This is a genomic window from Arthrobacter sp. Y3224198 (assembly GCF_059090025.1).
Map to the genome: position 1 here is coordinate 134,604 of NZ_JBNHFG010000002.1, position 19,184 is coordinate 153,787.

The window sequence follows — 19,184 nt, forward strand, 5'->3', positions numbered from 1 at the left end:
AAGGAGATTTAGCAATGAGCCAGGACCAGAACACCGCCCCCACGGCAGAACAGCTCACGCAGGAATGGGCCAGCGACCCCCGTTGGGCAGGCATTGAGCGCGACTACACCGCCGAAGACGTCGTCAAGCTGCGCGGCCGCATCCAGGAGGAGCACACCCTGGCCCGCCGCGGTGCCGAGAAGCTCTGGGACCAGCTGCGCAACGCCGGCGACGAAGGCTACACCAACGCCCTGGGTGCCCTCACCGGCAACCAGGCGGTGCAGCAGGTCAAGGCCGGCCTGAAGGCCATCTACCTCTCCGGCTGGCAGGTGGCAGCCGATGCGAACAACTCCGGCCACACCTACCCGGACCAGTCCCTGTACCCGGCCAACTCGGTGCCCACCGTGGTCCGGCGCATCAACAACGCCCTGCTGCGTGCCGACCAGATCGAGTTCGCCGAAGGCATCCAGAGCGTGGATGACTACCTGGTGCCGATCGTGGCCGACGCCGAAGCCGGCTTCGGCGGCCCGCTCAACGCCTACGAGCTCATGAAGTCCATGATCCAGGCCGGCGCCTCCGGTGTTCACTGGGAAGACCAGCTCGCTTCGGAGAAGAAGTGCGGCCACCTCGGCGGCAAGGTCCTGATCCCCACCGGCCAGCACATCCGCACCCTCAACGCTGCCCGCCTCGCGGCCGACGTCGCCGGCACGCCCACCGTGGTGATCGCCCGTACCGACGCCGAGGCAGCCACGCTGATCACCTCCGACGTCGACGAGCGCGACCAGGAATTCATCACCGGCGAGCGCACCGCCGAAGGTTTCTACAAGGTCCGCAACGGCATTGAGCCCTGCATCGCCCGGGCCAAGGCCTACGCGCCGTACTCGGACCTCATCTGGATGGAAACCGGCACCCCGGACCTGGAGATGGCCCGCAAGTTCGCCGAAGCCGTCCGCTCCGAGTTCCCGGACCAGATGCTGGCCTACAACTGCTCGCCGTCCTTCAACTGGAAGAAGCACCTGGATGACGACACCATCGCCAAGTTCCAGCGCGAACTCGGTGCCATGGGCTTCAAGTTCCAGTTCATCACCCTGGCCGGCTTCCACGCCCTGAACTACTCCATGTTCGATCTGGCCCACGGCTACGCCCGGACCGGAATGAGCGCCTACGTGGAACTGCAGGAGAAGGAGTTCGGCTCCGAATCCCGCGGCTACACCGCCACCAAGCACCAGCGCGAGGTCGGCACCGGCTACTTCGATGCCATCTCCACCGCGCTGAACCCCGAGGGCAGCACCCTGGCCCTTGCCGGTTCCACCGAGTCCAGCCAGTTCCACTAAGCCCTGCATCCGGGGCTTGCTGCGGGGCGGTTACCCGCCCCGCAGCATCACACCCACACCCTTTGATTTTTTGAATTTCCCAAGGAGAACGCCATGAATGACCCGATCACCCTGAACGGCATTTCCCTGACCGCCCCCGCTGTGCGGCGCCAGGAGGAAATCCTCACCCCGCAGGCATTGGACTTCGTCAAGGCGCTGCACCGGGCCACGGCCACGCGCCGGCAGGAACTCCTGCAGCAGCGTCAGGCCCGCCGGACGCAGATCTCCAACGGCGCGGACCCCGCCTTCCTGCCCGAAACCCGCAACATCCGCGAAGACGATTCCTGGCGTGTGGCCCCCACCGCTCCCGGTCTGGAGGACCGCCGCGTGGAAATCACGGGGCCGGTGGACCGCAAGATGACCATCAACGCCCTGAACTCCGGCGCCAAGGTCTGGCTGGCGGACATGGAGGACTCCTCCACGCCGTCGTGGTCCAACGTGATCAACGGACAGCTGAACCTGCGCGACGCCCTGGACCGCCGCATCGACTTCACCTCACCCGAAGGCAAGGAATACAAGCTCAGCGGTTCCTCTTTGACGGACCTGCCCACCATCGTGGTCCGGCCCCGCGGCTGGCACCTGCCCGAAAAGCACATGCTGGTGGACAACACCCCGATTGCCGGCGGCATTGTGGACTTCGGCCTGTACTTCTTCCACAACGCGCAGCGGCTGATCTCCTCCGGCCGCGGCCCCTACTTCTACCTGCCGAAGATTGAAAACCACCTCGAAGCCCGGCTGTGGAATGACATCTTCGTGCTGGCGCAGGACCTGCTGGGCATCCCCCAGGGCACCATCCGCGCCACGGTGTTGATCGAAACCATCACCGCCGCCTTCGAGATGGAGGAAATCCTCTACGAACTGCGCGACCACGCCGCCGGCCTGAACGCCGGACGCTGGGATTACATCTTCTCGGTGATCAAGAACTTCCGTACCCGCGGTCCCCGGTTCGTGCTGCCGGACCGCAACATGGTGACTATGACCGCGCCGTTCATGCGTGCCTACACCGAGCAGCTGGTGCGTGCCTGCCACCGCCGCGGGGCACACGCCATCGGCGGCATGGCCGCCTTCATCCCCAACCGCAAGGACGCCGCAGCCAACGACGTCGCCATGGAGAAGGTGCGCGCCGACAAGACCCGCGAGGCCGGCGACGGTTTCGACGGCTCCTGGGTGGCTCACCCGGACCTGGTGCCGGTGGCCATGGAGGTGTTCGACGGCGTCTTGGGCGACCGCCCGAACCAGCTGGAAAAGACGCGCGGGGACGTAGTCCCCAACGACAAGGCACTGCTGGACATCGCCTCCACGCCGGGTGTCATCACCGAGACCGGCATCCGCAGCAACATCGAGGTGGGCATCCGCTACATCGAGTCCTGGCTGCGCGGCAACGGCGCGGCCGCCATCAACAACCTGATGGAGGACGCGGCCACCGCGGAAATCTCCCGCTCGCAGATCTGGCAGTGGATCCACACCTCCGCGGTGACCGACGAGGGCGAGATCGTGACGCATCAGTGGGTGGAGGAACTCCTGGACGAGGAGTTCGGCAAGCTGCAGCGTTTCGACGGCGACCGGTTCAACGACGCCCGCGAACTCTTTGAGGAAGTGGCCTGCGGGGAGCATTTCCCGACCTTCCTCACCGTGCCTGCCTACGCCCGCTTCCTGCACGAAGCGCAGGAGCTGGCGCCGGCATAACCCCTGGGGGTAGGGGTTGGTGCGGATACCGCTTCAGTATCCGCACCGTCAGGGGCCGGGAGCCTCCCGCACCGTTTTCGCTGCGGGAATGGCTCCCGGTCCTTTGCGCGTTGTGAGGTGATATGAAGATTGAAATCTGGTCCGACATTGCCTGCCCCTGGTGCTACATCGGCAAGCGCCGCTTCGAGGCTGCCCTGGCTGCCTTCCCGCACCGGGACGAGGTGGACGTCCGCTGGCGCAGCTTCCAGCTCGATCCCACCCTGCCCGACCACTACGAGGGCACCGAGGTGCAGTACCTCAGCGAACGCAAGGGCATCGACCCAGCCCAGCTGGCCGGGATGCTCGAGCAGGTCACTGTCCAGGCAGCCGGTGAGGGACTCTCATATGACTACGATTCCCTCGTGGTGGCCAACAGCTTCTCCGCGCACCGGCTGATCCATCTGGCGCGCGCGGAGGGCGGCAATGCAGCCGCCGACGCCGCCAAGGAGGCCCTGCTCTCGGCCCACTTCGAGAAGGGCCAGGACATCGGTTCGGCTGACACGCTGGCGGAGATCGGCGGCCGGGTAGGTGTGGACCCGGAACGGGTGCGCGCCATGCTGGCCGGGGAGGAGTTCACCGAGGACGTCAACGCGGACATCGCTCAGGCCCGCTCGCTGGGCATCAGCGGCGTGCCGTTCTTTGTCCTCGACGACAAGTACGGCATCTCCGGTGCGCAGCCCACGGATCTTTTCGCCTCCGCACTGGACCAGGCGTGGCAGGAGACGCACCCGGCCTAGGCCGGCCCGGCGTCGTCGGGCACCTCCGGACCGTAAAGCCAGGGGGCCAGCAGCCCCGACGCTGAAACGCCTGCGGAGGCATAGATACCGTCGGCGAGGTCCAGAAAGTTCCCGGTATCGGCACAGCTGTGCCGATACCGGGAACACCACTCCTGCACAAGGTAGAAGAACACCGCGTCGCTGCCCGCCCGCCGCAAGGTGTGCAGGGCCAGGGCGCCGCGCCGGTAGACCCGCTCATCGAACATGCCCGCCGGTCCCGGGTCGGCCAGCCGCAGGTCCTGCCGCTGGCGGCGCAGCCAGGCCAGTTCGTTGCGTGCCCGCCGGTCCGGGTCGGCGCCGTCGGCGGCCTCGGCCCACATCCATTCCGCGTACGTCGCGAACCCTTCATGCAGCCAGATGTCCTGCCAGCTGCGCGCGGTGACCGAATTTCCGAACCACTGATGGGCCAGTTCATGGGCCGCAAGGGCCTCCTGCTCCGCCCCGGTTCCCAGATGGTTGTGCCCGAACACCGACACCGACTGTGCCTCCAGCGGCATCTCCAGCCGGTCGTCAGCTACCACCACTGTGTACCTGCCGAACGGATAGGGCCCGAAACGCTCGGAAAACAGGACCATCATCGCGTCTTGCCGCCTCAGCGTGGCCTGGGCCTGCCCGGCCAGGTAGGCCGGAGCCAGGACGGACTGCGGTACCTGCCCGGGAAGGTCCAGCTGACGGTACCGTCCGATCTGCACGGTCGCCAGATACGCGGACATCGGCTCGGACTGCTCAAAAATCCAGGTTTCCTGCCCGGAACCCGGGACCCGCGAGACCAGGGACCCGTTGCTGGCCACCCGGTACCCCGCCTCCACGCTGACGCCGATGCGGTACGTCGCCTTTTCCGCCACCAGGTTGTTGCAGGGAAACCACGACGGCGCACCGGTCGGCTGTCCGGCCACCAGCACCCCGTCGGTCAGCTCCTCCCAGCCGACGTCGCCCCACCGGCCCTCCTCCGGCCGCGGTTTACCCCGGTACCGGATGGACAGCCGGAACATTTCCCCCCCACCCAGCGGCCGTTCGGGCCGTATTTCCAGTTTCCCGCGGTGCTGCCGGAAGGACCTCACGGCCACCGGGGTGCCGGCGCCGCTGTCCGCGTCCAGGCACCAAAGCAGTACCTCCTCCGCCCGCAGCGGCCGCGCCATATCCAGGCTGATCCGGTCCAGGCGGGGGCCTGTCCCGTCAGGGGCGGTGCCCGCCGCGTCCCGGACGGTCCCGGTCAGGACGGCCACGGCCTTCAGCCGGTTGGACCGGACACGGTAATCCAGGCTCAGGTCATAGTGACCGATACCCACTTCTGCGCTGCCGTGGGTCGGGGTGTAGGAGTCGGGGGTGGGCTGCTGCTGTCCGGCCTGCTGCATGCCGGCCAGCCTGCCATGCCGCGGCGGCGGGCGTACGCGTAATCCGCGATGCTATTCGTCCGGGTCCGCTGCGTTATCCGGACGTTCCGCGGCGGTCCGGATCCACCGTTGCCGGTCCTCTTCCGAAAGGTCCTCCCACGGCGGAGCTTCCGGCATCCAAAGCCCGGGCAGGAACGCCATGCGCTCCTCGTACAGCTTCCGGCCGGCATCCGTTGCTTCGGCGTCCATTCAGACGTTCCCGGCGGCAGATGTTTGGCTCACACCTTGCAGTCTAAAGGAGGAAGCCCCTGGGTCAGCGACGCAGGTTGCCTGAGGGCCCGCCAGTGCGGGAATCCTGCATGCCGGTGTACTTTGCTTCCTCCGGCAGGGACCCGGTTGGAGGCGACCCGGACGACGACGGCCCGGGCGGATGCTGCTGCGCCGTTGCATCCGCCGGGCTGTGCGGCGCCCCGGCCCGCGCCCATGCCTGGGCGTGTTTGCGGCCCATCCGGCGGAAGGCCGACCGCACCAGCAACGCGAACACGGCGAGCGCCGCCAGGGTTGCAGCGCCGGTGGTCATGGCGTCGGTCCGGGCTTCCGCCGCTTCTGCTTTCTCCTCGGCCCTCGCCGCCGCGGATGCCGCGGCGTCGGAGGCCGCCGTGGACTCAGTGAAAACGTCGTCCACGGTCCCCATGACTATCCGGTCCCCTGGAACGGCGGTCTTCAGCAGCCGCACCACCGTGGACAGGTCCGTGGAGATGCACCCCCAGGTGGGGGCGTATCCGGCGTGGAAAAAGATGGCGAAAGAGGCGCCCTGACGGGTGGGCATGTCCGGCGGACGATTCCAGTTAATGACCGCCGCCTGCTCATAGAGTCCTTGTTCCATGTACCGCCACAGATCTTCATCCGCCGGCCCGCCGGTGCCCTCGAAGTACTGGTTGTAGGTGGTTCCGTGTTCCCCGCCCCACCGTGATCCCGGTTTCAGGGTGTAGTAGGTCAGTGCGGTTCCGGGGTTGCTGCGTCCCAGCGCTTCGGTGAAGGTGAAGGAACCGGTCGGCGAGTACAGGGTGTTCTCCCACATGCTCCCGGCCGGTGCAAAGCCGTTACGGCCGCTGAACCCCCACGTCTGCCATTCCTGTTCGTAGCCGGTCCCGCGGCGCACGCATCCGGTGAGCAGGGTTTTTGTGACGCCGTACTTTTCCGCCGTGGCGAAGGTAACCCGATCGGCGTCCGCCACGTCATACCTCACCTCCCCCGCGCTCAGCCGGAGGCAGGGGTCCGCTTCATGGTCCGATGCCGCGGCGGGTGCTGCCGGTGCCGCCAGCAGGAGTGAGCCGAGGGCAGCCGTCATCAACGCCTGTACGATTCGCCGCCATGAAGCCAACGGCATCAACCGTGCTGTCCATGGTTTCTGTGCCGGCCGCGGCCTTCCGTCTCCAGCGGCAGCTTAGCTGCGGCGGACGGCGGGGGCGCGGCGAGCGGCAGCTTAGCTGCGGCGGACGGCGGGGGCGCTGAAGGCAGCGGGGGCGCGGAAGGCAGCGGGCGGACGGAATCCGCAAAGACTCCTGCACTGCGACCCCCGGCAGCGTTGTTCCCGGCATGGTCGGCCCCGGCATGATCGGCTCCGGCCCGATGTGCTGCCGCCGGTTTGGCACCCCGTTCGAGGTACTTTCCGCGGACCCACTTCGAAGCTTCGGCTACCGTCTTCTCCAACGGGCCCTGCGGGTTGAACCGCTGCCAGGCGTAGGCAAAGGCTGCCACGACAATCAGCTGGACTATAAGCCCGAGGTGCGGCTGGTCTTCAAGCATGCCGGTGGCCAGGAGCAGCAAATGCAGGGAGTACAACGTGAGGGTCATTTTCCCCAGGACAGCGAGTGGCCGGAGCAGGCCGGCTGCCACGCCGCTGAGCAGCAGGAGCACCCCGAGGACGCCGGCAACGGTGCCGATGGTGTTGAGCAGGACCAGCGGAGTGCTGGAGTACGGTGTGAGGCTGGCCAGCCACCACCAGGAGTCGGTGGGAAGGGTGGGATCAGGCCCCCAAATGAGGATGTCGCTGACGGCTTCTTCGGGGTTGTCGGACCATACCGAGGCAGCGTCCACCAGTTGTCCGCGGCCGCCGGCCGGTCCCAGCAGGAGCGCTGACAGGACTGCGGTTCCAATGGCCAGCCCGGCTCCCGACAGGACCAGCCGGAGCTGGACGGCCCGCTGGCCGAGATCCATCCGGCCAATGGCCAATCCGGCACAGACGTATGCCATCCACGGAAGGGCCGGATAGGTACCGGAGAGCAGAACCTGGCCCAGCACGTCCCCCGGGGATTCGGCCAGCGTGGAAAAGTTTGGTTCCACTCCACCCATGTCCGCCAGTGAGTCCCTGGTGGCCTGCATCAGTACGGGGGCGGTCAGGGCTATCCCGGCGGATAGGAGCAACAGGGTCCGGGGCCGGAGACGAAGGAGCGGCAGGGCCAGCAGGAACATCACGCCGTAGTAGACCAGGATCACCTGGGCATTTATCACCAGGTATCCGAGCAGCAGTCCGATGACGGAGATCAGGACGGCACGGACGCCAAGCCCCAGCCTCGCCGCCTTCAGGTACTTTCCCGAGGGTGGATACTGCCCGCCGGACATAAAAGCGAGGGACACCCCGGCCAGGAGGGCAAACAGGGCGGCACCGCGGCCGGCAAACACCAGCCAGGAAAAGGTCGGTTCAAAGTCGTCGTTCCAGCCGGGCAGGACGTGGATGGCCATCATGCCCACCAGCGCCAAGCCCCGGGCCGCATCCACGCCTTCAATCCGGCGCTTTGCCGTCTCCTGCCGTGCCGCGTTGTTCATCGCCATCCCCCCTTCCTTTAGGCGTCCGCTCAATGCGTTGGAGCTAGAGCATCGGGTACTGCGGGGCGCGGCGCAACCGTGGTGGACAGACCCGCGGCAGCCAGGTCTGCGAGCAGCAGCGCGGTTTCGCCGTCGTCGAGCTCCGCCAGCGGTCCGCGGACGGGTCCGGAGGGGAGGCCAAGTTCCCGCAGCGCCGCCTTGGTGGAGGCCGCTCCCGGGCACCGGAACATACCGATGTAGACCGGCAGCAGTTCCCGGTGAATCCGGAGCGCTTCATCCACCCGTCCCTGCGTAAAAGCGTCAGCCAGCGCGCGGAGCCGGTGGGCAGCCACGTGCCCGACAACCGAAACCACACCCACGGCCCCGATCGACAGCAACGGCAGGTTGAGCACGTCGTCGCCCGAGTAATAAACGAGATTGCTGTGGTTCATGACCCACGACGATGAAGCCAGATCGCCCTTGGCATCCTTGACCGCCACGATGTTGGGGTGGCGGCCCGCCGCCACCAGCGTCTCCGGGGCAATGGCGACGCCGGTGCGGGCCGGGATGTCGTACAGCATCACCGGCAGGTCGGTGCTGTCGGCGATGGCCTCGAAATGGCGGAGCAGGCCCTTCTGCGACGGCCGCGAATAGTAGGGGGCTACCACCAGCAACCCGTCCGCCTGCTGCTCGGCGGCGGCACGGGCCAGCGCGATGCTGTGCCGGGTGTCCGCGGACCCCACTCCGGCGATGACCCGCCGTCCGGTTCCGGCCGTGACCCGCTTGGCGGAGTGGATCATGGACGCCTTTTCCCAGTCCGACGTCGCAAAGGATTCACCGGTGGTGCCGTTGACCACCACGCCGTCGTTCCAGCCGTCCTGCAGGAGCCGGCGGGCCAGCTCCTCGGCGCCGTTCTGGTCCAGCCGGCCGTGTTCATCCATGGGGGTAACCATGGCCGTCAGGATCCGGCCGAACCGCCGGAAGACAGATTCCGTGTCGGTGCCGAGTGCGTTCATACCCTTGCTCCTGCCGATTTGTACTGGTTCATCTTGCGGTGGCGCGCCCGCCTCTGGGTGGGACGGCTCTGGTCCCAGTGCGCCAACGGGTTGCCGCACCAGGCGCTGTTGACCGGAACACTCTCGCCGCGCATCAGTAGCGAGCATCCGCCAACGGTGCCGCCCTCTTCGATGGCACTGCCCGGGAGGACAATGCTGTTGGGCCCGAGGGTGGCTCCGTCTTCAAGCCGGACCTCGTCCAAGCGCATGATGCGGTCATGGAAGAGGTGGGTCTGCAGCACGGTTCCGCGGTTGATGCTGGCTCCGTCGCCCACCTCGATCAGGTCGAACTCCGGCAGCCACCAGGTTTCACACCAGACACTCCGGCCGATCCGTGCACCCATCCAGCGCAGCCAGGCGTTCAGCATGGGCGTGCCCAGGCTCATCCGGACCAGTCCGGGCACCGCCAGCGACTCGGAAAAGACGTCCGCCAGTTCATTCCGCCACACGAACGAGCTCCACAGCGGATGTTCGGTGGCCGCGAACCGGCCCACCAGGAGCCACTTGGCGGCCACGGCAATCAGTGCGGCGGCGATACCGCTGAGCAGCAGGACCGGTCCGGACCAGAACACGGCCGTGAGGAACCCGAAGTTGTCATACAGGAAGGCCAGCACCCATACCGTGGCCAGGGCCAGCCAGGCGGTGATCACGGCAGGAAAGATCCGGCAGGCCTCGACGGCGCTGCGGGCAACCAACAGGTGCCGCGGAGGATCATAGGTGCGTGAACTGTCGCCCACCTGTACCGGGCGGGGAAGCTCCACGGCAGGCCGGCCGAACCAGGAGGTACCTGCGGGCATCTCTTTGGGGGCGGAGGACAACACGGCGATCAGGGAATTCTCCGGCACGGAAATGTCCGGCCCCACGATCGCGGAATTGCCCACAAAGGATTTCTCCCCCACGCTGGCCGGCCCCAGGTGCAGCCATCCCCGGCGGACGCGACGCATGGACACCATGGAATGGTCCGCCAGGAAGGAGCGGTCACCCAGCTCGGTCAGGTGCGGCACGGTTTCCATGGTGGAGATCTCGACGTGCCGGCCCACTTTGGCTCCGAGCAGCCGCAGCCAGGCCGGTGTCAGCACGCTGGCGTACAGCGGGTACATGGTGATCAGGGAACGGCTGAGCAGCAGGGTGCTCAGCCAGGAGGCCCAGCCCGCCAGTCCGTTTGCCGGATGCAGTCCGGCCGGCATCAGCCGCGAAACTGCCCGGACCACGCCCGCGATCAGCGCCAGGTAGGTGGCCATGGAAAACACCACGAAGACCGGCGCCCACAGGGCCAGGATCCACAGGGCGGCGGCAAAGGACTCGACGCCGTTTAGGAGCCACAGCATCAGGGCCGAACCGGGAACCAGTGCCATCAGGTTCATCAGTCCGGTTCCGGCCAGCGCCGCCGGGTACAGCAGCCGCGTAACAGGGGTCTCGGCCGTGGGTGCGGGCTCGGCGGGCCAATCTTCCCCGGCGGTGCCCACCTTGCGCATCTGTGATCCGGCCCAGAGTTCTCCCGCCGGAACCTCGCCGGAAACAAGTGTTCCGGGTTCGGTTTCCGCCCCGCGCCCCACTTTCGCTCCGCCCATCAGGGTGGATCGGGTGCCGATCCGGGCGTCCTCGGCTACGTGCACGGCACCGATATGCAGCTGTCCGCCTTCGATCCAGTGCCCGGCCAGGTCCACCTCGTATTCGATGGAGGCGCGGTCGCCGATCGAAGCGAAACCGGTCACCGGCGGCATGGCGTCCAGGTGCACGTCCTCCCCGATCCGGCAGCCAAGTGCACGGGCGTACCAGGTTCCCAGCGGGGTGCCCATGATGGGTTCAAGCTTGCAGTAGGTCACAATCCGTTCCGCTGCCCACAGCCGCAGGTGCGTACTGCCGCCGCGGGGGTAGATGCCCGGACCGATACCCAGCAGCAGCACCCGGCTGGCAACCGCCGCACCCAGCATCCGGGCCGGCAGGCTGTACAGGGCAATCCAGGCGGCCAGGGTGGGGGCCAGCGGCGGGTCCGGGGTCCACGGGCTGCCCACCACATGGAACATCACCATGCAGACCACGGCGATGCCGGTGACATACCGCAGGCCGGTAATCCCGTACAGCGCGAGAATCAGCGGCGTCTGGGCAAGCCCCAGCCACCAGGGCGACTCCGGCGTAGGCCGCACATCCAGCTCGGAATCACGCAGGGACGCCAGGTGCTCCGACATGCCGCTGAGGCTCGGATGCTCGTAGATGTCCGCCACGGAGACCTTCGGATACCGCTCGCGCAGCGCGGAAACCAGCTGGGCCGCTGAGAGGCTCGCCCCGCCAAGGGCGAAGAAATCGCTTTCCTCGGTCAGCGGCAGCGGCCCCAGCAGGTCCGTCCACCGCTGGCCCAGCCAGCGCAGGTCCGCGTTCAGTTCCACCCGGACGTCGGCCGGCGTTTCCACGGCGGGCAGCGGCCAGGGCAGTGACTTGCGGTCCACCTTGCCGGAGGCCTTCAGCGGCAGCTCGTCCACAATGCCAAGTGACGGAACAATGGCGGCGGGCAGATGCTCTGCCAGCTGCGCCCGTGCCGCGGCAAGGTCCAGCGAGACGCCGGCCGCCGGCAGCAGATACCCAGCCAGCACCTTGTTCCCCGATTTGGTGGCGTGGACCGCCACGGAGGCGGCCGCGACCCCCGGCAGGCGGCTGAGGGCGTCGTCGAGCTCCCCCAGTTCCACCCGCCGTCCGCCGATCTTGATCTGTTCGTCAACCCGGCCAACAAAAACCAGGCCCTCCCGCTCGGCCCGGACATGGTCACCGCTGAAGTACGCGCGCTCCCACCCGAGGGCGGGAAGCGGAGTGAACTTCTCGGCGTCCTTCTGCGGGTCCAGGTAGCGTGACACTCCGACGCCGGAGATCACCAGCTCGCCCACCTCACCCCATTTCACCGGCTGCCGGTCCGCACCGACGACGGCGAGGTCCCAGCCGGCCAGCGGCAGGCCGATCCGTACAGGCGGCTGTCCGTCCAGGAGCGCCCCGCAGGCGATGACCGTGGTTTCCGTGGGACCGTAGGTGTTCCAGACTTCCCGGCCTGAGCCGAGCAGCCGGCGGACCAGGTCCTCGGGACAGGCCTCGCCGCCGAAAATCAGCAGCCGCACCCGTTCCAGGGTGTCGGTGGACCAATGTGCCGCCAGGCTGGGCACGGTGGACACCGCGGTGATCCTCCGCTCCACCAGCCAGGGACCCAGGTCCGCGCCGGAGCGGACCACGGAGCGGGGCGCAGGGACCAGGCAGGCGCCGTGCGCCCAGGCGAGCCACATCTCTTCGCAGGAGGCGTCGAAGCTGACGGAAAGTCCGGCCAGCACCCGGTCACCGGGACACAGCGGCGCCTCCACGCAGTAAAGCGAGGATTCAGCATCCACCAGGGCTGCCGCGGAGCGGTGGGTGACGGCAACACCCTTGGGTTTGCCGGTGGACCCGGACGTGAAGATGATCCACGCGTCGTCCTCCGGATGGGGGTGGGGACTGTGCCCGCCCGCGGGGACGCCCTGAAGGAAGTTCAGGTTCAGCCCGGCTTCGATAACGGCGCAGACCCCGCCTTCCGTCCAGACCACATCCGCGCGGCCGGCAGGTTCGTCGGAATCGACCGGCACATAGGCCGCGCCGGAGTACAGCACCCCGAGGATGGCAACGTAGAGGTCCGCGGAGCCGGACGGTACATAGATCCCCACACGGTCTCCGGCGCCGATGCCGCCGGCCCAGAGTCGGCGGGCGAGTGCCTGGACCTCGAATTCAAGTTCGGCGTAGCTCAGGGACACCGTGCCGTCATCGATGGCCGGTGCCCCGGGATAGGCGGAAACGGTCTCGGACAGAATGTCCACAAGGGTGCGCTGGTCGGGTGTGCGGCCTCCGTGGAAGACCGCTGCGTCAGCGGAAACGGGGGGCGGATCGGAAATCATGGCGGTGGCAGATGTAGCGGTGGAGGTTCCGGCGGTGCGGAGGTGGGTTTTGTTGCTGGGTCCGGCGCTGCGAATGGCCTCTGGTTCGGCCGCCAGACCCTGGGGGTTTTCGGGCATATTCATGTAAAGCGGTTCTCCCTGCTGATGCAGCTCATATCCGTGGCCGGACGGACCACGCACTCTCGCCCGGCTGAAGGCCGGGACCGAGCTGAAACGATAGGAAGTCCGGTCGGCCGGCGCACGAGTACCCCGGGCGTCATGGAAGCCGCTATGTACCCCTTAACCGCGCCGGCTGTAGGTCCGACTACTCACAGCGCTACTCGACTTCTCCACGGCCCTTGGGCAGCTTCCGCGCCCTTCCGGGGGAACAGGGGGCAGGTATTGGGGCAGCCCCCGGCTTCACAGGCTTTTCTCAGATTTCCAACAGGTTAAAAACAGATGTCATTGATTGCCTGTGTCTTCCCGGCGCCGCCGTTAAGCCGTCCCGTTAAACGGGCGGCGGGCACCGGGTTGGCCGGGCAGAACCGGGCAGCCCGGATAACCGGGAAAGCACCGGAGAACTGGCCGACGGGATCCTGCACATGGCACCAGCTACAACCCGGCTGTCCGGAGTGGACGCCGCCCGCGGTCTGGCCCTGTTCGGCATGATGGCGATCCATGTGTTGCCCGAAGCGGGCGAGGACTACCAGCCCACCCTGACGTGGCTGCTGTTCGCAGGCAAGGCAGCGGCACTGTTCGCACTGCTGGCGGGGGTTACCCTGGCCTTCACTACCAGGACCGCCAGGAGTGAACGCGGAAGCCTGCTCACCGCTGCACGCTGGGCCGTGGCTGCCCGCGCCGGACTGATCATGGCCCTGGGGCTGGCCATCGCCTACGTGGACATGCCGGCCTTCATCATCCTGGCCTACTACGGCGCCATGTTCCTGCTGGCTGTACCGTTTTTGGGTGTTTCCACCCGAACCCTGCTGATTGCCGCCGCGGGCTTCGCCGTGCTGGGGCCGGTCCTGATGCAGCTGCTCCGTGACTCACTGCCCGAGCCGGGCTTCGACCCCACCTTCACCACTGCGCTGACCGAACCCGGGGTCTTCGTCAGCCAGCTCCTGCTTACCGGCACCTATCCGGCCATCCCCTGGATGGCTTACATCTGCGTTGGCCTGGCCGTGGGCCGGCTGTCCCTGGCCCGGTCCGCCGTGCAGCTGAAACTGCTGGGTGTTGGCCTCCTGCTGGCGGTGGGGGCCTGGCTTGGCTCCGTCCTGCTTATGGACGGCCCGGGACAGGGCTTCAACCGGCTGGTGGCCACCGATCCGGACCTGTTCGCCGAGGAAATCCGGGACGTTATGGTGTGGGGCCCCGAGGAGTATCTGCCGACATCCTCCGGGTGGTGGCTGGCCGTTGTTTCCCCGCACACCACCACTCCGTTCGATCTCCTGCACACCATCGGCGTGGCCCTCGCAGTGGTGGGTGCCATGCTGCTGCTGGCCCGTTATGCCGGCCGGGCGCTGCTTGTCCTGTCCGCGCCCGGGCGGATGACGCTGACCCTGTACTGCACCCATCTCCTCTTCCTTGGCACCGGCGCGTTGGCGGATCTTCCGTACCTGTCCTTCTGGCTGCAGGTCGCGGCTTTCATCGTTTTCGCCGTGCTCTGGCAGCGGGCCGGGAAGCAGGGTCCGTTGGAGCAGCTGGTCTCACGCGGTTCGGGTGCAGTCCGGAAAGCGGTACTCCGCCGGCATCCGGATCCTCAGCCGGAGCGCTGACCGGCCGTCGGTACCGGAGGCAGCACAACCATCCGGTGGGCCGGCTCTTCCACTGCGTACGCGAGGACAAAACCCGCCGGGAGACCGACCGGTTCCGCCTCGACGTCGTAGGCCCGCAGGCCCTGGCCGTCAGACGCATGCATGGTTTCCACGCTGCGCGGATCCACCCGCAGCCCGTATCCGGCGGCCTTGAGCAGCGCTTCCTTGCGCACCCACAGCTGCGCCCGCAGGCGGGGGCGGTCGGGGGCGCCGACGGCGGCCACAGCCGCCTTCTCCGATGCGGTGGCCATCACGTCCTCCAACCCCGGTGCCGAAAAGGCTTCGGCTGAAGCATCCTCCAGGTCCACCCCGATGCGGGTTGCCGCAGCGGCGGCCGCCAGCCAGCCGCCACTGCGGCTGAAACTGACGTGCAGCGGCACCGGCACACCGTCAACGAAGTAGCGCGGCTCGCCGTGCGAACCGTTGTTGCCATGCACGCAGTCCCGGCAGTAGGCGGTGGCTGTGACCGCATCTTCCGGGACCTGCAGCCATCCGGCCACGAGCGCCCTGGCGGCCAACCGTCCGGCCAGGAACCGCTGCCGGTCCTCCGGCCGGCGCATCTGCCGGGCGCGTTCCTGCACCTCCGGGCCCAAGCTGCGGGCTGCACCAGTGTCAACGCCGTCCAGCCGGCGCACGGCGAGGTGCACCGTTCCGGCCGCGTTGTCCGCCACCGCCGGCTACTGCTCGCCGGCCGGTGTGGACGTGCCCAGGCACACCAGGGCGCCCGGCCCGGCGGCGGCGGCCTGCCCGGCCGACGACAGTTCCGTGAAGCCGGAGCCGATGACAACGTCTACGGATGCGTCGGTCCGGTCATCCTGCACGTACTCCGTGCCGGGAATGTGCTGCTGAAGCGTATAGGCGGCGGCAAAACCGGACGCTCCGGACAGCACCAGCGCCGTCATGCCTACCCGGTTGACGCTGCTGTTGCCCACGGTCTCCACCCGGAAGCCGCGTGCATCCAGCTCGGTGCCCACCGTCCCGGCCAGGCCCGGAGCCGCCGTCGCATTGTAGACATTGACGTCCACCGTACCCGGGTCCAGATACGGAAAAGGCCCGGCAGGACATTCGTCCGCCGGACCTGTTGTGCTGCCGGGCTCTGCGGCTGAGGGCAGCTGAACCCAGCCGGATACCAGCCCCTGCGCGAGCACCACCGCCCCCAACAGCAGGAGGGCCAGGACGCCGATCACCGTGTTGTGCAGGCGCCTGCGCCGTTGCGCCCGCCGCAGCAGTTCGGGCTCATCGGTAGGTGCGAAGACCGCCCCCAGCTGGTCACCGGTAATGATCCGGTGTCCGTGCCACTCCGTGTCCCTGAACGGGGCGCCCTGCGTCCCGTCGGGGGGCTCCTTAGTCATCGAGGACCAGCACGCGCGCGTGCAGGATGGTCCGCTGGTGCAACGCCGTCCGTACGGCCCGGTGCAGTCCGTCTTCGAGATACATGGTGCCCTTCCATTGGACGACGTGCGGGAACAGGTCTCCGAAAAAGGTGGAGTCCTCGGCCAGGAGGGCACCGAGGTCCAGCGTGGCCTTCGTGGTCACCAGTTCATCCAGGCGGACCTGCCGGGGAGGTACAGCTGCCCAGTCCTTCGGTGTTACGTATCCGTGGTCAGGGTAGGGGCGTACGTCGCCAACGGCTTTGAAGATCACTAGTACAGAGTAAAGAACAACTGGCCCCAAAGAAACAATGACACCCGGCGCGGACTGCAGCCGAATGGCCAAATCCGCCGCCCAAGTGCCGTTGGGGTGCCGTCGGCCGGCCGGAAGCCACCCGCCGGCACTGGAATACTGGAGGGGTGAACTTCTCTGCCCCCCGCCTTGGCCTGCTGCTCGACGTCGACGGACCCGTTGCCAGCCCCGTCTCCCGGACCGTGCGTCCGGCCATCATCCGCAGCCTGGTTGCGCTGGCGTCCGCCGGCTGGCCGGTGATCTTCAATACGGGCCGTTCCGATGCCTTTATCCGTGAACAGGTGATGCAGCCCATGATGGCCGCCGGACTTCCCGTCGGAGTCCGCGTGCATGCCGTCTGCGAGAAGGGGGCTGTCTGGTTCTCCTTCGACGGCTCCGGCGCCGGGCAGCCCCAGGTCGACCCGGAGCTGAAGGTGCCGGGCGACTATGCTGAAACCATCCGGGACCTGGTGGGCGCCAAATACGCCGAAACCATGTTCTTCGACGAAACCAAGCTCGCGATGCTGTCCGTGGAGCAGCTGGTCCACGTGGACAACGCCGCCTACCTCAGCGAGCAGCACCGGTTCGACGCCGACGCCCTGGAACAGCTCTCCCTGGCCGGGCTGGGCGGGCAGCGGCTGGACCATGCCGTCCCGGACGCCGCCGGCAACGTCGCCTTCCGGATTGACCCCACCATCATTTCCACGGACATTGAAGCGGTGGGAGTGGGCAAGGATTTGGGTGCCCGGCGCGCCCTGGCGATGCTCGAGGCGGACGGCACCCCGGTGCCGCACGCGTGGCGGACCATGGGCGACTCCCGCACCGACTACGCCATGGCCGACGAGCTGTCCCGGCTCGGCTTCGATGTGGCGCACGTGGACGTCCGGCCTGCCGACGGCGTGCCGGCGAAGGACTATCCGGTGCTCACGGCCGGTTCGCTGATCCACGACGACGCCGGTGCGGCCTACCTGGAACGCTGGGAGGAGATGGCTGCCGGCGCACCGGCGGATGACGCCGTCGTCGGCTAGCCGCCGGCGGGCCGCCGCTACTCCAGTCGAAGCACCGCTTCCACCGAGGCCTGGATTTCCGGGGAACCCGGGGCGACGTCGGAGGCGAAGCGTCCCACCACCTCGCCGCTGTCGGTGACCAGGAACTTCTCGAAGTTCCAGCCGATGTCCTCGCCCAGGCCGCCGTCGCGGAACCGGGTCAGCGCGGCGTACAACGGGTGCCGGTTCGGGCCGTTGACCTCGGTCTTGGCGGCCAGCGGGAAGGTGACACCGTAGTTCCGGCTGCAGAACTCGGCAATCTCCTCGGCGCTGCCCGGCTCCTGCCCGTTGAACTGGTTGCTTGGCACGCCCAGGATGGCGAAGTTCCGCTCCTGGTAGGTCTCGTACAGCGACTGCAGGCCCTCATACTGCTTGGTGAAACCGCAGCGCGAAGCCACGTTGACCACGAGTACCGCCTTGCCGCGGAACAGCTCTCCGAAGGTGGTCTCGGTGCCGTTCAGCAGGGTGAGCGGAATGTCGTACAGGTTCTGGGTATCCACGGTTCGCCTTTCACTCGGGTACCTCCATTGCATCCCATCGGCGCCCGGAACACCGAATCCGGGCCCCGCCGATTCTTTCTGGGACGTGTCGCATCGCACTTCGTAACATTTGGTTCAGAGTTGACATGGGCCGGTGATAGCTTGCCGGAATGAGCGCGATTCCCGAGTCAATTCCCGTCCTGGACCTGAGCACTGCCCGCAGCGCAGATGGCTCCTTTAACCCCGAGTTCATCGACCAGCTGCGCGATGCAACGCACCGGATCGGCTTCTTCCAGCTGGTCGGCTACGGTGCCGGCGAAGAGATGGTGGAGGACCTGTTCAGCATCACCAAGCGGTTCTTCGACCTGCCGCTGGAAGACCGGCTCGCGCTGGACAACCGGAAGTCTCCGCATTTCCGCGGCTACACCCGGCTGGGCACCGAAATCACCAAGGGCCGCCCGGATTCCCGCGAGCAGATCGACTTCGGCCCGGAACGGGAGCCCGCCGAGGATTACCCCGCCGACCAGCCGTACTGGCTGGTGCAGGGCCCGAATCTGTTCCCGGACGAGGTGCTCCCGGAACTGCGGAAGACCTCCATGGCCTGGGCCGACCACATGGCCGCAGTGGGCGCCGAGCTGCTGTCCGCCATTGCCGTCTCCCTGGAGCTGCCGGAGGACCATTTCACCGAACCGTTTGAAGGCACGCCGGCCTGGATGGCCAAGCTCATCCACTACGTGGGCGGCGTCGTCAAGGAAGCCGGCACCCAAGGTGTGGGCTCACACGCCGACTACGGGTTCGTCACCCTGCTGCTGCAGGACTCGGTGGGCGGACTGGAAGTGAAGCCGCACGAGTCCGACACCTGGCTCCCGGTGGAACCCATTCCGGGCGCACTGGTGGTGAACCTCGGCGAGATGCTGGAGGTGGCCACTCAGGGCTACCTGTCCGCCACCATCCACCGGGTGCTGGCACCGGCGCCGGGCGTTGACCGCTACGCCATTCCATTCTTCTGGTCCCCGCGCCTGGACGCCGTGATTGACCCGGTACAGCTGCCGCCGGCCCTGGCCGGGCAGTCCCGCGGAATCTCCGATGATCCGGACAACCCCATGCTCGCCTCCTATGGGGCGAATGTCTTGAAGGGCTGGCTGCGGGCGCACCCGCAGGTGGCCAAGCTGCACCACCCGGAACTGGCGGGCAAGTAAGGCGGAGCAGCAGGCGTCACAACAGCAGCACCAAAAGGGTGCGCCGGGAC

Annotated in this window: 16 protein-coding genes; 6 read left to right on the top strand and 10 right to left on the bottom strand. The window is 67.5% G+C overall.

What is annotated here, in order from left to right:
* The first annotated feature begins 14 nt into the window (after positions 1-14).
* The 3 genes from aceA to AC5RUF_RS01860 all read left to right on the top strand — a co-directional run bounded on the left by aceA (position 15) and on the right by AC5RUF_RS01860 (position 3,814).
* Positions 15-1,313 (top strand): isocitrate lyase, encoded by a 1,299-nt coding sequence (gene aceA, locus AC5RUF_RS01850; RefSeq protein WP_494129516.1) that lies wholly within the window; start codon positions 15-17, stop codon positions 1,311-1,313.
* Positions 1,314-1,406: 93 nt separating this feature from the next.
* Positions 1,407-3,038 (top strand): malate synthase A, encoded by a 1,632-nt coding sequence (aceB, locus tag AC5RUF_RS01855; protein WP_494129517.1) that lies wholly within the window; start codon positions 1,407-1,409, stop codon positions 3,036-3,038.
* A 122-nt stretch (positions 3,039-3,160) separates the two neighbouring features.
* A complete protein-coding gene (locus AC5RUF_RS01860) occupies positions 3,161-3,814 on the top strand; it encodes a DsbA family oxidoreductase (RefSeq protein ID WP_493997353.1) in 654 nt (217 codons plus the stop codon).
* Here AC5RUF_RS01860 and AC5RUF_RS01865 read toward each other — a convergent pair.
* The 6 genes from AC5RUF_RS01865 to AC5RUF_RS01890 all read right to left on the bottom strand — a co-directional run bounded on the left by AC5RUF_RS01865 (position 3,811) and on the right by AC5RUF_RS01890 (position 13,078).
* Positions 3,811-5,208, bottom strand: a complete 1,398-nt coding sequence (locus AC5RUF_RS01865) for a M1 family metallopeptidase (RefSeq protein ID WP_494129518.1) — start codon at positions 5,206-5,208, stop codon at positions 3,811-3,813. The genes AC5RUF_RS01860 and AC5RUF_RS01865 overlap by 4 nt on opposite strands.
* A gap of 51 nt (positions 5,209-5,259) precedes the next feature.
* On the bottom strand, positions 5,260-5,436 hold the full coding sequence (locus AC5RUF_RS01870; protein ID WP_493998804.1) for a hypothetical protein: 177 nt from the start codon (positions 5,434-5,436) through the stop codon (positions 5,260-5,262).
* A gap of 64 nt (positions 5,437-5,500) precedes the next feature.
* Complete coding sequence (locus AC5RUF_RS01875; protein WP_494129519.1) at positions 5,501-6,538, bottom strand: hypothetical protein; 1,038 nt, start codon at positions 6,536-6,538, stop codon at positions 5,501-5,503.
* Positions 6,539-6,576: 38 nt separating this feature from the next.
* Entirely contained in the window at positions 6,577-8,022 is a 1,446-nt protein-coding gene (locus tag AC5RUF_RS01880; protein WP_494129520.1) for a heparan-alpha-glucosaminide N-acetyltransferase domain-containing protein, read from the bottom strand.
* Positions 8,023-8,045: 23 nt separating this feature from the next.
* Positions 8,046-9,011: a 4-hydroxy-tetrahydrodipicolinate synthase gene (gene dapA, locus AC5RUF_RS01885; RefSeq protein ID WP_493996863.1), complete on the bottom strand. Its 966-nt coding sequence runs from the start codon at positions 9,009-9,011 to the stop codon at positions 8,046-8,048.
* Positions 9,008-13,078: a Pls/PosA family non-ribosomal peptide synthetase gene (locus AC5RUF_RS01890; RefSeq protein ID WP_494129521.1), complete on the bottom strand. Its 4,071-nt coding sequence runs from the start codon at positions 13,076-13,078 to the stop codon at positions 9,008-9,010. The genes dapA and AC5RUF_RS01890 overlap by 4 nt, the downstream gene beginning before the upstream one ends.
* A 458-nt stretch (positions 13,079-13,536) precedes the next feature.
* Here AC5RUF_RS01890 and AC5RUF_RS01895 point away from each other — a divergent pair, with 458 nt between their 5' ends.
* Entirely contained in the window at positions 13,537-14,709 is a 1,173-nt protein-coding gene (locus tag AC5RUF_RS01895; RefSeq protein WP_494129522.1) for a heparan-alpha-glucosaminide N-acetyltransferase domain-containing protein, read from the top strand.
* Here the strand turns inward: AC5RUF_RS01895 and AC5RUF_RS01900 are convergent.
* From AC5RUF_RS01900 to AC5RUF_RS01910, 3 genes are read right to left on the bottom strand one after another with little or no spacing between them, the layout of a single operon-like run.
* Positions 14,694-15,419, bottom strand: a complete 726-nt coding sequence (locus AC5RUF_RS01900; protein WP_494129523.1) for a 4'-phosphopantetheinyl transferase family protein — start codon at positions 15,417-15,419, stop codon at positions 14,694-14,696. The two genes, AC5RUF_RS01895 and AC5RUF_RS01900, sit on opposite strands and share 16 nt — an antisense overlap.
* A 6-nt stretch (positions 15,420-15,425) precedes the next feature.
* Positions 15,426-16,100: a LytR C-terminal domain-containing protein gene (locus AC5RUF_RS01905; RefSeq protein WP_494129524.1), complete on the bottom strand. Its 675-nt coding sequence runs from the start codon at positions 16,098-16,100 to the stop codon at positions 15,426-15,428.
* The gene (locus AC5RUF_RS01910; RefSeq protein WP_227904874.1) at positions 16,093-16,392 is read right to left on the bottom strand and encodes a type II toxin-antitoxin system VapB family antitoxin; all 300 of its coding nucleotides are present in this window, start codon (positions 16,390-16,392) and stop codon (positions 16,093-16,095) included. The genes AC5RUF_RS01905 and AC5RUF_RS01910 overlap by 8 nt, the downstream gene beginning before the upstream one ends.
* A gap of 146 nt (positions 16,393-16,538) precedes the next feature.
* On the opposite strand from AC5RUF_RS01910, the gene AC5RUF_RS01915 reads away from it, so the two are divergent.
* Positions 16,539-17,438 carry a Cof-type HAD-IIB family hydrolase gene (locus tag AC5RUF_RS01915; RefSeq protein WP_494129525.1) on the top strand — a complete coding sequence of 300 codons (900 nt, stop codon included), beginning with the start codon at positions 16,539-16,541 and terminating at the stop codon, positions 17,436-17,438.
* Positions 17,439-17,455: 17 nt separating this feature from the next.
* Here the strand turns inward: AC5RUF_RS01915 and AC5RUF_RS01920 are convergent, their stop codons facing one another.
* A complete protein-coding gene (locus AC5RUF_RS01920) occupies positions 17,456-17,956 on the bottom strand; it encodes a glutathione peroxidase (RefSeq protein ID WP_493997710.1) in 501 nt (166 codons plus the stop codon).
* Positions 17,957-18,105: 149 nt separating this feature from the next.
* Here AC5RUF_RS01920 and AC5RUF_RS01925 point away from each other — a divergent pair, with 149 nt between their 5' ends.
* A complete protein-coding gene (locus AC5RUF_RS01925; RefSeq protein WP_493997709.1) occupies positions 18,106-19,134 on the top strand; it encodes an isopenicillin N synthase family dioxygenase in 1,029 nt (342 codons plus the stop codon).
* Positions 19,135-19,184: the final 50 nt, after the last annotated feature.

Excerpts from the sequence above, each read along its gene's own strand:
- AC5RUF_RS01860 (WP_493997353.1), top strand. The coding sequence starts at position 3,161 with ATGAAGATTGAAATCTGGTCCGACATTGCCTGCCCCTGGTGCTACATC.
- AC5RUF_RS01865 (WP_494129518.1), bottom strand. The coding sequence starts at position 5,208 with ATGCAGCAGGCCGGACAGCAGCAGCCCACCCCCGACTCCTACACCCCG.
- AC5RUF_RS01895 (WP_494129522.1), top strand. The coding sequence starts at position 13,537 with ATGGCACCAGCTACAACCCGGCTGTCCGGAGTGGACGCCGCCCGCGGT.
- AC5RUF_RS01880 (WP_494129520.1), bottom strand. The coding sequence starts at position 8,022 with ATGGCGATGAACAACGCGGCACGGCAGGAGACGGCAAAGCGCCGGATT.
- AC5RUF_RS01890 (WP_494129521.1), bottom strand. The coding sequence starts at position 13,078 with ATGAATATGCCCGAAAACCCCCAGGGTCTGGCGGCCGAACCAGAGGCC.
- aceA (WP_494129516.1), top strand. The coding sequence starts at position 15 with ATGAGCCAGGACCAGAACACCGCCCCCACGGCAGAACAGCTCACGCAG.
- AC5RUF_RS01875 (WP_494129519.1), bottom strand. The coding sequence starts at position 6,538 with ATGACGGCTGCCCTCGGCTCACTCCTGCTGGCGGCACCGGCAGCACCC.
- AC5RUF_RS01925 (WP_493997709.1), top strand. The coding sequence starts at position 18,106 with ATGAGCGCGATTCCCGAGTCAATTCCCGTCCTGGACCTGAGCACTGCC.
- AC5RUF_RS01870 (WP_493998804.1), bottom strand. The coding sequence starts at position 5,436 with ATGGACGCCGAAGCAACGGATGCCGGCCGGAAGCTGTACGAGGAGCGC.
- aceB (WP_494129517.1), top strand. The coding sequence starts at position 1,407 with ATGAATGACCCGATCACCCTGAACGGCATTTCCCTGACCGCCCCCGCT.
- AC5RUF_RS01905 (WP_494129524.1), bottom strand. The coding sequence starts at position 16,100 with ATGACTAAGGAGCCCCCCGACGGGACGCAGGGCGCCCCGTTCAGGGAC.
- dapA (WP_493996863.1), bottom strand. The coding sequence starts at position 9,011 with ATGAACGCACTCGGCACCGACACGGAATCTGTCTTCCGGCGGTTCGGC.